General features: G+C 44.7%; 11 protein-coding genes. 7 read left to right on the plus strand and 4 right to left on the minus strand.

The annotated features are described in order from the left end of the window. Positions 1-196 precede the first annotated feature (196 nt). The 3 genes from PUW25_RS07820 to PUW25_RS07830 all read left to right on the plus strand — a co-directional run bounded on the left by PUW25_RS07820 (position 197) and on the right by PUW25_RS07830 (position 3,036). Complete coding sequence (locus PUW25_RS07820) at positions 197-856, plus strand: response regulator transcription factor (protein WP_047909976.1); 660 nt, start codon at positions 197-199, stop codon at positions 854-856. Positions 857-953: 97 nt separating this feature from the next. After that, complete coding sequence (locus PUW25_RS07825) at positions 954-2,180, plus strand: aminotransferase-like domain-containing protein (protein WP_274336878.1); 1,227 nt, start codon at positions 954-956, stop codon at positions 2,178-2,180. A gap of 229 nt (positions 2,181-2,409) precedes the next feature. Beyond that, entirely contained in the window at positions 2,410-3,036 is a 627-nt protein-coding gene (locus PUW25_RS07830; RefSeq protein ID WP_047909974.1) for an FMN-dependent NADH-azoreductase, read from the plus strand. 61 nt (positions 3,037-3,097) lie between these two features. Here PUW25_RS07830 and PUW25_RS07835 read toward each other — a convergent pair whose 3' ends face one another. Next, positions 3,098-3,811, minus strand: a complete 714-nt coding sequence (locus PUW25_RS07835) for a DUF2161 family putative PD-(D/E)XK-type phosphodiesterase (RefSeq protein ID WP_047909973.1) — start codon at positions 3,809-3,811, stop codon at positions 3,098-3,100. Positions 3,812-4,214: 403 nt separating this feature from the next. Between PUW25_RS07835 and PUW25_RS07840 the strand changes: the two genes are divergently transcribed. From PUW25_RS07840 to PUW25_RS07855, 4 genes are all read left to right on the plus strand, one after another. Next, positions 4,215-6,110 carry a PrkA family serine protein kinase gene (locus tag PUW25_RS07840; protein WP_047909972.1) on the plus strand — a complete coding sequence of 632 codons (1,896 nt, stop codon included), beginning with the start codon at positions 4,215-4,217 and terminating at the stop codon, positions 6,108-6,110. 250 nt (positions 6,111-6,360) lie between these two features. Beyond that, positions 6,361-7,371 (plus strand): globin-coupled sensor protein, encoded by a 1,011-nt coding sequence (locus tag PUW25_RS07845; protein ID WP_047909971.1) that lies wholly within the window; start codon positions 6,361-6,363, stop codon positions 7,369-7,371. 202 nt (positions 7,372-7,573) lie between these two features. Beyond that, complete coding sequence (locus PUW25_RS07850; RefSeq protein WP_047909970.1) at positions 7,574-8,581, plus strand: LacI family DNA-binding transcriptional regulator; 1,008 nt, start codon at positions 7,574-7,576, stop codon at positions 8,579-8,581. Positions 8,582-8,798: 217 nt separating this feature from the next. Continuing rightward, positions 8,799-9,455, plus strand: a complete 657-nt coding sequence (locus PUW25_RS07855) for a hypothetical protein (RefSeq protein WP_047909969.1) — start codon at positions 8,799-8,801, stop codon at positions 9,453-9,455. 52 nt (positions 9,456-9,507) lie between these two features. Here PUW25_RS07855 and PUW25_RS07860 read toward each other — a convergent pair whose 3' ends face one another. From PUW25_RS07860 to yhbH, 3 genes are all read right to left on the minus strand, one after another. Further along, positions 9,508-10,062 (minus strand): SEC-C domain-containing protein, encoded by a 555-nt coding sequence (locus PUW25_RS07860; protein ID WP_047909968.1) that lies wholly within the window; start codon positions 10,060-10,062, stop codon positions 9,508-9,510. Between the two features lie 192 nt (positions 10,063-10,254). After that, entirely contained in the window at positions 10,255-11,694 is a 1,440-nt protein-coding gene (locus tag PUW25_RS07865) for a SpoVR family protein (RefSeq protein ID WP_047909967.1), read from the minus strand. Further along, complete coding sequence (yhbH, locus tag PUW25_RS07870) at positions 11,691-12,857, minus strand: sporulation protein YhbH (RefSeq protein WP_047909966.1); 1,167 nt, start codon at positions 12,855-12,857, stop codon at positions 11,691-11,693. The genes PUW25_RS07865 and yhbH overlap by 4 nt, the downstream gene beginning before the upstream one ends. Positions 12,858-12,863 lie beyond the last annotated feature (6 nt).

A 12,863-nucleotide genomic window follows, 5' to 3' on the forward strand; every position in this document is an offset into this window, starting at 1 on the left:
AGAGATTGCATCGGAAGGAAGTCCTAGGATACAATTTCATATATAATCCAAATTAAGGACTAAAGAGGGATGTCTTTTTTGGTGAAATGTGATTTATTTTTATCCTTTTTGGGCTGTGCTTCCTCTAAACTACAATTGCCGCACATTCTATCGAATTTCATAAATTATATCTATTAATGAACTAGGAGGAGCTTGTATGAGAAAGGTATGGCAGGTGGTCTTGATTGATATCCATCCGACCAGCATGCTAGGTACAAAATTAATATTGGAAGAGCATCAGGACCTATTAGTCCGCGCGATGGTTTCCACGGGGGAGGATGGGTTAGCTCAAGTGAGCAGCCTGAAGCCAGACCTCGTTCTAATCGATTACAAATTGCCTGACGGAAATGCGGACCAATTCATCGTAGAGATGAAGCAGGTCTCTCCAAATACCCATATTGTCGTGATGACGGATGAGGATAATTTGAATCTGTATAAGCGATATATCAGTCTAGGCGCAAGTGGAATGCTGTCTAAGCAATCTTCGCCCATGAAGCTTATTCATATGATTTCCGGTCTCCGAGAGGGGCTGGCCTCGATCCCTTTGCAGTGGCTGACTAATGACGAGTGGTCGAACACGGTGGACCAGGAACTAGACATTCATCTTCAGCTTACAGATATGGAAATCTTCATTATGGAACGGATCGTTCAAGGTGTGACCTACGATAAAATTGCTAATGAAATCGATGTCAGCAGAAGATCGGTTGACAACTATCTCCGCAAAATATATACCAAACTGGGCGTGTCCAGCCGGGCTCAAGCTATCGAACAGTTTACTCTGTATTCCAAACTACATAAGAAACAGCAGTATGTGTAACAAGGCATAATAGATGTGAACGGCGAATAGTCTTTATACGTCCCGATAGAGAGAGGAATTAAGAGATGGGGCGATTACCCGGATAGGGGGGAAATACATGGAGTTCTCCTTTGCTTCCCATTCCTCCAGGCTGTTGTCTTCACATGCGAGCAGGACGAACAGAGTCAGAAGACAAGGTTCGTTTATCTCACTGGCTGAAGAGCTTCCTGCGGAGGAATTTTTCCCAATTAAACGATTGGGCGAAGCGGCACATGCTGTCTTCTCTTCAGATCCTTCCGTTCTGCAATATGGTGAGCCAGAAGGCTTCCTGCCTCTAAGAAGCTGGATTCGCAAGGATTGGGAGATGCGAAAAGGAATCCGTACCACAGAGGAACGAATACTGCTGACATCAGGCACACAGCAGACCATTGATCTGGTCACCAGGCTTCTGGTCGATTCTGGCGATACGGTTGTCGTGGAGAACCCGACATCGCCCGGATGTCTTCAGGTGCTGCAGATGCAAGGTGCGGTCATATTACCTGTTTTCACCGATACGGAGGGCATTGTCCCAGAACATCTTGAAGAGCAGTTTCAGAAGCATCGTCCGAAACTGCTTTTTGCTGCACCCAGTTTTTCTAATCCAACCGGAATATTATGGACTCTTCGCAGACGTAAGGCGGTATTGGATCTATGTCGAAAATACAGTGTCCTAATCATTGAGGACGATTCCTACGGTGAATTGCATTTTGGGGCAGATGATTCAGCAAATTCCTTCTCTGAGCGTTATCCTGCTCTATATGCGATAGATCAAGAGGATGATGGAAATCATGTACTGTATATTGGCTCTTTCAGCAAAACGATCGCTCCTGCCCTTCGTACGGGATGGGCGACCGGTGATAAAAGGCTGATCCAGGGTATGTCCTCATTGAAGCAGATGGCTGACTGGCAATCCAGTCCGATTAATCAACAAATATTGTACCAATTGCTGGGCTCAACCTCCTTCAATTGGAATGAACATCTGGCGCTGCTCAACCGAGAGTATGAGGTGAGGCTTAAGCTGATGCTGGAGCTGTTAAAAAGACCGGGGTTCAAGCATGTAAAATACGATCCGCCAGCAGGAGGGATGTACCTCTGGATTGAGCTTCCACCCGGACTTGGCAGCGAGACGCTGCTCAAAGCTGTGCTGCACAAAGGCGTAGCATTTTTGCCAGGCGCAAGATGCTCTCCTGGCAAGCAGACAGAGCATTTTATTAGACTCAATTTTAGCAGACCCGGCAGAGAAGAGCTGTTACTCGGGATGAATTTGATCAGTGAAGCGATATCCGAATTTACGGCACGGAGTTAAAGAGACATAATGTTGACATAAGGAGAGGAGCTTCCTCTCTTTTTTTTCGTCTTAATGAACTTTATAATAGTAGTGAATGTGGAATTTTGTCTAAAGAAGAAAATATATATATTGAACTCACTAACATTTTTATATATAATGTTTATTAGTCAGTTGCAATCACTTTCTTAGTTGGTTTCAAATGACATATAGAGATAAATACACTTATTTAGGGAGAGAATATACTATTATGGCAAACGTATTGTTTATCAAAGCAAATGACCGTCCAGCGGATCAAGCGATCAGCGTACAAATGTACGACGCATTCTATAACGCATACAAGGAAGCAAATCCGACAGACAACATTATTGAATTGGATCTGTTTGCAGCTAACCTTCCGGCTTACGGCAACAATGCCGCAACAGGAACGTTCAAAGTAGCTAAAGGCATCGAGACGACTCCAGCAGAACAAGAAGCTGCTGATCTGGCTGCTTTTTACCAAAAGCAATTCTTGGAAGCTGATAAAGTCGTTGTAGCATTTCCGCTCTGGAACTTTACTGTTCCTGCACCGCTGGTTAACTACATTTCTTACTTGAGCCAAGCAGGTGTTACATTTAAATACACTCCTGAAGGTCCAGTAGGTCTTGCAGGCGAGAAGAAAGTGGTACTTCTGAACGCACGCGGCGGCGTTTACTCTGAAGGTCCTCTGGCAGCTGTTGAAATGGCTGTGAAATACGTAGCTTCTGCATTTGGCTTCTGGGGCATTCAAAACCCTGAAGTTCTGGTAATTGAAGGACATAATGCCTTCCCTGACCGTTCTGCTGAAATTGTACAAGAAGGTCTTAGAAAAGTCGCTGAGACGGCTTCCCGTTTCTAATAGCTACTTCTAATATTAAGACTGGATGCGATAATATTCGCATCCAGTCTTTTTGTGTTGCTTATGGAAGTGGATATTGCTGAAGAACTGCATAGTACTTGTCCAAGTCAGTTCTTCCCTGCTCACTTAGTGTATATCGGCCGCGCTCAATTCTGGTAAACCAGCCATAATAATTTTTTTGCAGAATGGACGCAGTATTCGTTATTCCTGTCTGTCTGGCAAGCTCTGCAGGAGAGGCATAGGGAATGGGAGCCAGCGCCTGTGCAACTCGAAGTGCACGCTCTCTGTAGGCAGTGACAAGCTTGGCCTTGTGGCTGCCGCCCAGGTTGTAATCGCCGCTGCGTCCATCAAATTCCTTGAGCAGAAGGTCTTTGCGTCTTTTCATTGTTTTTGAAGAAGTGATGACTGCCTCTGGTACGCATAAGCAATCGACAAGCGCCGGTTTCGTTTTGTACCGTGTTACGGTGATGAGACCCAAACCCAGCTTTTTGCACAGATCTGTAATCTCTCCAAACCGCTGATTGGCAGCCCCGCGCTTCACCCGGTTACGTTCAACAGCAAGATACACATTACTGCTCGTTTTTAATCTTTGCATTCCTTGCAGCAGAAGCGACAAATTAAAGGTCTTCTTGATCTCCACAATTAACGGGTCAGCGAGATCCTCTCGTATACCCACCAGATCACAATATTTCACTTCGGATTTAATATGGTATCCTTGCCTCTCAAAATAGGACTTTATCGGCTCGTATAATTCGGTTTCATATTGAACGGCCATTGTTGATCAAACTCCTTTATTGCTGTGCAGCTATTCCTCTGGAATCGAACATCAAATCCATGTCTAATTTACTGGAGAAGTACATAAACGTATAGATAAGCTCTATCATAAACATTCCTATCTAATCAAGTATAGCATACGACTTGGAAGGGTTCATTTTAAGATCCATATGTTGTTCATTCCCCGAAAAGAGAACCTGTCACAAAAAAACAGGCAACTTATCCGAATTGACGCATAGGTATGTAATACACTTTTTTTAGATCAAATCGTCAAGCTTGAGGGTAGGCGAGATGATTGCATATTTAAACGCTAGTGGGAAGATTTGAAGCAGGGGAGCTTATGAATTGACCTTATTCGGAGTGGACGCTGAATCATTATGGAGCCATGGGAGGTACGAAGGAGCATGAACATTTTTGAACGCGTTGCTGAATTTCGGGCTGAGAGTGATCGTTTATCTTGGTCGGGTACATTCAAAGATTATATTGATATTCTAAAAAAGGACCCAACACCTGCAATGACGGCTCACGCAAGAGTGTATGAAATGATCAAATCATATGGCGTGGAAGAGATTGGTGGACACAAGCATTACAAGTTTTTTGAGCAGGAGATTTTTGGACTAGACCGAAGCGTAGAGAAGCTTGTTGAGGAATATTTCCATTCTGCAGCACGGAGACTTGATGTCCGCAAGCGGATCTTGCTCTTGATGGGTCCAGTCAGTGGGGGGAAATCGACGCTCGTGACTCTGCTTAAACGAGGCCTGGAGCAATTCTCCCGCACAGAGAAAGGGGCAGTATACGCGATTGAAGGCTGCCCAATGCATGAAGACCCGCTTCATTTAATTCCGCTGGAGCTCCGACCTGAGGTAGAGAAAGAGCTGGGAGTAAGGATTGAAGGAAATTTATGTCCTTCCTGCCAAATGCGGCTGAAAACAGAGTATGGCGGTGACATCGAAAAGGTACGTGTAGAGCGGGTATTTATATCGGAAGACAACCGAATCGGGATCGGTACCTTCAGCCCTTCTGATCCGAAATCTCAGGATATTGCTGACCTGACCGGAAGTATCGATTTCTCAACCATTACGGAGTACGGCTCAGAATCCGATCCGCGTGCTTATCGGTTTGACGGGGAGTTAAACAAAGCAAACCGCGGCTTGATGGAATTCCAGGAGATGCTCAAATGCGATGAGAAATTTCTATGGAACCTGCTCTCCCTTACCCAGGAAGGAAACTTTAAGGCAGGCAGATTCGCTCTTATTAGTGCAGATGAGATGATTGTTGCCCATACGAATGAATCGGAGTATAAGGCGTTTATATCGAACAAGAAAAATGAGGCACTACAGTCCCGGATGATCGTCATGCCGATTCCTTACAATTTGAAGGTGTCAGAAGAAGAGAAAATATATAAAAAGCTGATCGAACAAAGCGATATGCGGCATGTTCATATTGCGCCTCATGCTCTGAAGACGGCTGCCATCTTCTCCATTCTCACTCGGTTAAAGGAATCCAAAAAACAAGGCATGGATCTCGTTAAAAAAATGGGAATGTATGATGGGGAAGAGGTTGAGGGCTACAAAGAAGCTGACCTCAAAGAAATGCAGAGTGAATATCTGGAAGAGGGCATGACTGGAATTGATCCACGTTACGTCATCAACCGGATTTCAAGTGCACTGATCAAGCAGGATTTGGAGTGCATCAATGCACTGGATATATTAAGAGCAATCAAAGACGGATTGGATCAACATGCCTCCATCACGAAAGAAGAACGTGAGCGGTATTTGAACTTTATCGCGGTAGCACGCAAAGAATACGATGAGCTTGCGAAAAAAGAGGTACAGAAGGCTTTCGTTTACTCCTTCGAGGAGTCGGCCAAGACGTTGTTTGAGAATTATCTGGACAATATTGAAGCCTTCTGCAATTGGAGTAAAATACGTGATCCTCTGACCGATGAGGAGATGGATCCAGATGAGCGCCTCATGCGTTCCATCGAAGAGCAGATCGGAGTTTCTGAAAATGCGAAAAAAGCCTTCCGTGAGGAAATTCTAATTCGGATTTCAGCCTATTCCCGTAAAGGCAAAAAATTCGAATACAGCAGCCACGATCGACTTCGTGAAGCGATTGAGAAGAAGCTGTTCGCTGATCTGAAGGATATCGTGAAGATCACAACTTCAACTAAAACTCCGGATGCAAATCAGCTGAAACGTATTAATGAGGTCAGCTCCAGACTGATTGACGAGCACGGCTATTGCCCTGTCTGTGCAAATGAGCTGTTGCGTTATGTAGGCAGCTTGTTGAACCGCTGATTTACATTGTTTACACCTATCCCCTTGCAAAGATCTTAACCCCATCTCATAATACGCTGTCTGATTGCTGTAAATGTTGCAGTTCAGACAGCGTGTTTTTATTTGTCGACCCGAAATAAGAATAGGAAGAAAAATGCAAAATAGGACTTTAGGATTATGATATTATGGTATTTAAGGTCTATAATGATTGTTCGAAGTAACAAAATACTAATATAAGGCAAAATGGTTGCAAGGAGGAAGATTTTTCGCGATGATTGAGGTTTCCGAAGAACGAGAACGACAGCTGGCCTACATAGGGATTACGAATCTGGAGCTTGAATTGCTTCATAAGCATCGTCCTATTTTTGAAAAAATAGTAGATGAGGTTGTTGATCGGTTATACGACAGAATAGGACAAGTGGAAGAACTAAGGAGCATCATTACGAAATACTCGACAATAGAACGTTTGAAGCAGACACAGCGTTGGTACTTTATATCCCTGACGGATGGGCATATAGATGAAGAATTTATTGAGAAGCGAATCCAAATCGGGCTGATTCATTCGAAAATTGGACTCAAATCCGATTTTTACTTAGGTAGTTATATGGTGTATCTCGATGTGGCGACCAGCATGGTACAGCAAATCATGCCAAATGGATGGTATCCAGTAATTCATGCACTGAGCAAGATGTTTAATTTCGATTCCCAGCTTGTGCTCGAAGCTTACGAAGGGAAGGAGAAGCAGAAGATCACGGATATTGCTGATGAGCAGGATCGCCTGCTGCAGGCGATTACAGAGGTGTCTCAGAGACTGACCGGTATGATTGATGAGCTGCTTCACAACACGGAGCTGATATCCGAGACCGCGAGACAGACCGCAGCTTCCCAGGAATCAGCCCACAAGCTGATCGATGACCTGAATCAAGAAGTAAAAGAAATTCAAAAGATGGGGAGTCTCATCCGAGAAATCTCAGACCAAAGTCATCTTCTGGGACTCAATGCAGCAATTGAGGCTGCTCACGCGGGAGATAGCGGAAGGGGCTTTGAGATCGTTGCAGGCGAGATCCGCAAGCTGGCTACGGGCTCCAAGAAGGCAATGGAGCAGATCCAGAGCGTGCTGAACAGTATTAGAACGAAGCTGGATCAAGTGCAGACCGAGTCTGATAATACGTCGGATAATGCAAGAAAGCAAGTATTCAGCTCCAGTGAGCTAATGGCATTTGTTCAAGTCATGGAATCCGTATCCGGTGATCTCAAAGAGCTGCAAGCTGCTCATTCCTAACTTCTATGCAGTACTAAAGAGCAAAAGGCATTACAATGTCTTTTGTCTCTTCCAAATATCCAATAAATTGTAAATAGTAAGCGCATACAATTTAATTCTATGAGGATCACACCTTTTAGGCTATAATGAATTCATTCATGCAAAACCAAGCTAACAAGCATACGAATGCGTTTTGGATAATGAGAACGTAAGAGGTGATCAAATGGCATCGATCCATGATGTGGCTAAAGAAGCCGGGGTCTCAGTTGCTACCGTTTCAAAGGTGCTGAATGATTATCCCGATGTAAGTGACAAAACACGTAAAAGAGTAAACCTGGCCATTGAGCAGCTGCACTATCAACCGAATGTAGTTGCAAGGGGGTTAGTAAAAAGAAGATCATGGACTGTAGGCGTGTTGTTGACCGTCCCCTTCACCAATCCATATGTAGCCGAACTATTAGAAGGAATTAAGACAGCGCTTGAGAACAGCGGATATGATCTGGTCCGTTTATCCACTCGCTTTGATGATCCGCATTATTCATTTATTAAGCATTGCCGCAGCCGGAATGTGGATGGAGTTGTCGTATTTGGAGTGGAGCGCGATAATCGCAGCATTGACGAATTGATACATTCGGATATCCCGACCATGTTTGTCGATATGGATATTGTCGGCAAGCGGGCAGGATATATTACAACAGATAACCAAAATGCAATCCATAAGGGCGTCAAGCATCTTTACGAGCTCGGTCATCGTAAAATAGCCTACATATCCGGCACATTGGGGCCTTCAATTGCAAATATGCGGCTTGAAGGATACAGACAAGGCCTGATTAGCTGCGGATTATCATACCTGACCAATTACCTTGAGGTATGTGATTATACATTCGACGGCGGAGCGGCTGCGATGCGCAGACTGCTTGCACTCAAAGACACGCCGACAGGCATTGTATGTGCTTCGGATCTCTCCGCTTTTGGTGCCATTCATGAAATAGAGAAGCACGGGCTGTCCGTTCCTCAAGACATCTCTGTCGTCGGATTCGATAATACCTATCATGCGCAGGTATTCAAGCCAAATCTAACGACAGTGAATCAAAATATTTATTCCATCGGCATTAAATCGATTGAATGCTTGATTGCGCTCATAGAGAACCGGGATTACTCTCCGCCTGTCATTATGGAGCCTTCTGAACTGATTGTAAGGCAAACCACAGGGAAGGCTAAGCTTGCCTGAAGCGCAGTTATTGTACATTCTATTTATTCAAATAAGGAAACACCTTCTCACTCATATCTCATGAGGTTTTTCATGCAGATCAAGTGAGAAGGTGTTTTTTCATTCTTTTCAAGAAATTTACCCATTTATTACGAGAATGACTATCTTATATGTAAGGATGAGCTATATAATGGGACAAGGACAAGTGAAATAGATTCATAAAGGAGTTAAATTTTAATTGAATAGATTAATTAAAGCAGTCATTCTGCTGACTTGTGTCATGTTTGTGGGAAGTGCGATTGTTTTTGCAGAGATTAAGGGGAGCTCCCTTTCAAATATAGAGAATACAGAAGAAGTAAAAATCGAGCCAGCAATGGATGCAGTGGCTGTTATATCGGGTACCGACAATGCATTGTATCCGGTACAAGAAACAGATGGAATCTATGAAGGAATGACATTGGCATGGGAAGGCCGTTTTCTTAACTTTCCTTGGAGAAGTGTGGCCTCTGAGACTGCAGCTGCACAATTAATGGCAAGTGATGTTACGCAGGATGGGACAGAAGATGCAATTGTATTTTTAACGGCTGCTGATGGAACAGGGGTCTATGTGGAACAGCTCCATATCGTTGATGGAATGCAGATGGTTGAGATCATGATGAAGGATCCTGTGAAGACTGCAGAAGAATACATACAGATGAGCGCAGAATTTGATGAGGTTGGTCCTGTATCTGTAGGTAATTATGTCAATTATGAGGTGAAGGACAGCATCGTGACGGCCACACTAGGTGTTGCACAATCCTTCTCTCAATATATTGGCGACCTAGTGATTACCTATGAATATAATTCTAAGGTGGAAGAGTTTGAGGCGAAATCTATTTTGTACACCGCATTTTAAATAAAAAAATCCGAAAGGACCTGCTGAGCAGGGCACTTTCGGACGCTCTGACTTAGACACCTTGACTCGCAAAGGAAGCTTTCTCCGCGTATTCAGACAGCTGTCCAATGCTCTTGGAGAGGGTTGTAGCCGATACCTCATGTTTAGCAGCAAGCTCGGATTGACTGATGGTACTGCCTTGTTTCGTTGCAGTGACATATTCTAATGCACCAGCGAAACCTCCCGGCTTACGATAACGAGGAGCTTCACTATTGCTATAGTTGTTCCACAGAGAGATAAGTTCACTTGTCTCTTCTTCGGTCAGCTTGTACTCTTCTGCGATTGAAGGAATGGCGGTTTCAGCAAGCTCACGGTGCATGTCGTGTTCCCAACTCATCTCAGTAAAGTTCAGGGCAGACATCTGGGAGTTCTGATCAGCTACCTGTGGGGCAGGGGGCATCTTAGATACAGCGGATACTGCAGATCCAGGGCGCCGATTCGTAATGACTTCGACTGATGTGGCCACCCTTACATTGCGCTGCTGCTGTCTGTCTTTCTCGAGGCAGCATTTTTTATATTTCTTGCCACTGCCGCAGTGGCACGGTTCGTTTCTACCTAAGTTGATCAAGTTCGTTCGCTCCTTTAATTCTATCAAAGAAATTCTAATGATGAGCGCAATAATGTAAGGCGCTAACAAAAGTTGATTATATCATATTTTAATGGGTTTAGATGTAATGCCCCCTATATTTCAATGTACTCCATGAAAAAGCCTGTTTCAACCCAAAAATGAGCGGAAACAGGCTTATACAGGGCAATTGTGTTAATTTAACAGTTTGCGGTGGATCTTTTTCCCATCAAATGTAAATTGCACCGGTTTATCTTCGATAATGGTCTCAAGATGTACCGTTCGACCCCATAATTTATATACGTAAGGAAGCGTGCGTTCCATATATTTCAAGTCAAGTTCAATACCTTCGTACTGATGCTTAAGCATCAGCTCGCCGGTACGAAGATAATCTCCGTCATGCACGACGAGATACGGTGAGCCGCCATTGACTCTGGCATAGATCAGCTGATCCCGAATATTTTCCCAGGACTTGTCGGTAATTTTCCATTCGGGTCCCTTTTTCTCAAACACATACAGGTCGAGGTCTTCGACCAGGCCCTTTGTCATGTAGTTGCGGATGAACGAGGTGTCTGAATCGTATTCGCGAACCTCGAACATTTTGGACCTTCCTTGCCCTGGCTTACGGCCAAAGCGCTCCTGCTCCTCAAGAGTCGGGTGATCCCAGCGGCGTTCGATATCCTCGAAGATTTTGACTCCAAGATAATAAGGGTTCAGGCTTTGCTTCGACGGCTGTACAACAGAGGCATTGAGCATGGCATATTCCACGGTTTCTTCACTTGTCAGGTCCAGCTCGCGTATAATACGTTGATGCCAGTAGGAAGCCCAGCCTTCGTTCATAATCTTGGTTTCCATTTGGGGCCAAAAATAGAGCATCTCTTCACGAAGCATGCTCATGATGTCTCTCTGCCAATCGGTTAGTGTTTCGGAAAATTCCTGTATGAACCACATGATGTCCTTCTCTGGTTCAGGAGGGAAGCGGCGAACCTTCTGCTGCTGCTGCTCTTCTGCAGATTCTACAGGTTCGCCGATGGCCCAAATATCGTCATATCGTCCGGGAGGGCGAATGACTTTGGTTTCTTTTTGCTGCTTCATTTTCAATTCCATGTAACGCTGCTTGTCGAGATGCTGAGGCTTGATCAGCTGCGGATCTACATGCTCCTGAATAGCGAGGACCGCATCAATAAAGGATTCCACGGCTTCCGTACCATATTCAAGCTCATACTGGCTGATTCGGTCTGCCGTCGCTGACATGCTCTCCACCATATTGCGGTTGGAGGCTGAGAAGCGGGCATTGTTCTTGAAAAAATCACAGTGTGCAAGCACATGGGCTACAATAAGCTTATTCTGAATCAGGGAGTTTCCATCGAGCAGGAAGGCGTAGCATGGATTGGAGTTAATGACGAGCTCATATATTTTGCTCAGACCAAAGTCATACTGCATCTTCATCTTCTGGAACGTCTTGCCGAAGCTCCAATGGCTGAATCGAGTCGGCATACCATAGGCACCGAAAGTGTATATGATGTCAGCAGGGCAGATCTCATAACGCATCGGATAATAATCAAGCCCAAATCCGTCGGCGATCTCCATGATTTCTGCAATTGCATATTCCAGTTCATTGATCTCATTGCTCATGAAGCACTTCCTCCTTCCTTGTTGTGGAAAAAGGTGCGCAGCGCTTTGTAGACTTCGCCTTTCTCCTTGATCACGTAGTACATAAATTGATCCATTTTAATATTGCGATAAGCGGACATCAGTGTACTGCTGCGGTTATATTGGTTCACTTCTCCATAGCCAAACATATTGCTTCGTTTCAGCAGTTCACCGATGAGCTTCACACAGCGTTCGTTGTCAGAAGTGAGATTGTCTCCATCCGAGAAGTGGAAGGGATAGATGTTATAGCTTGAAGGAGGGTAGCGCCGATCAATAATTTCAAGAGCCTTCATATATGCTGAGGAGCAGATGGTACCGCCGCTTTCTCCCCGGGTGAAAAATTCTTCCTCGGTTACTTCTTTCGCTTCCGTATGGTGGGCGACAAAGACAATTTCTACCTTTTCATACTGCTTGCGAAGAAAGCGGGTCATCCAGAAGAAAAAGCTGCGTGCGCAGTATTTTTCAAAGGACCCCATAGAACCGGAAGTGTCCATCATTGCGATAATAACAGCGTTAGAATGCGGAATCACGGTATCGTCCCAGGTCTTGTAACGCAGATCATCCGGACTGATGTGGTGGATGCCCGGGTTTCCGCTTGTGGCGTTCCGTCTCAGGTTCTCAAGAATGGTCCGTTTCTTATCAATGTTGGATTGCATTCCTTTTTTGCGGATATCGTTAAACACGATGTTGTGCGTTTCAATTTGTTCCTTATCCTTTTGCTTTAAATGCGGCAGTTCCAATTCAGAGAACAGCATGTTCTCCAATTCTTCAATGCTGATCTCAGCTTCGACAATATCGTGACCTGGCTGATCGCCAGCCTTTTCACCCTTGCCGGGTTTTTGTCCCGCAGGATCGCGGCCGATGACATCACCGACCTGGCTGTCCCCGTCACCCTGGCCGACATGCTTCTGCTTCTGATAATTGTACACAAAGCGATATTCATCCAGACTCCGGATTGGAACCTTGATGATTTGCTGGCCATCGGACATGATAATATTTTCTTCCGTAATAAGATCGGGCAGGTTTTGCTTAATGATATCTTTCACCTTCTGCTGATGACGCTGCTGGTCTTGGTACCCTTTACGGTGAAGCGACCAATCTTCTTTGGAAACGACAAACGAGTAAGGATGGCGAGAATCTGGCATGTTAGG

The sequence above is a fragment of the Paenibacillus urinalis genome, assembly GCF_028747985.1.
Classification (GTDB): Bacteria; Bacillota; Bacilli; order Paenibacillales; family Paenibacillaceae; genus Paenibacillus; species Paenibacillus urinalis.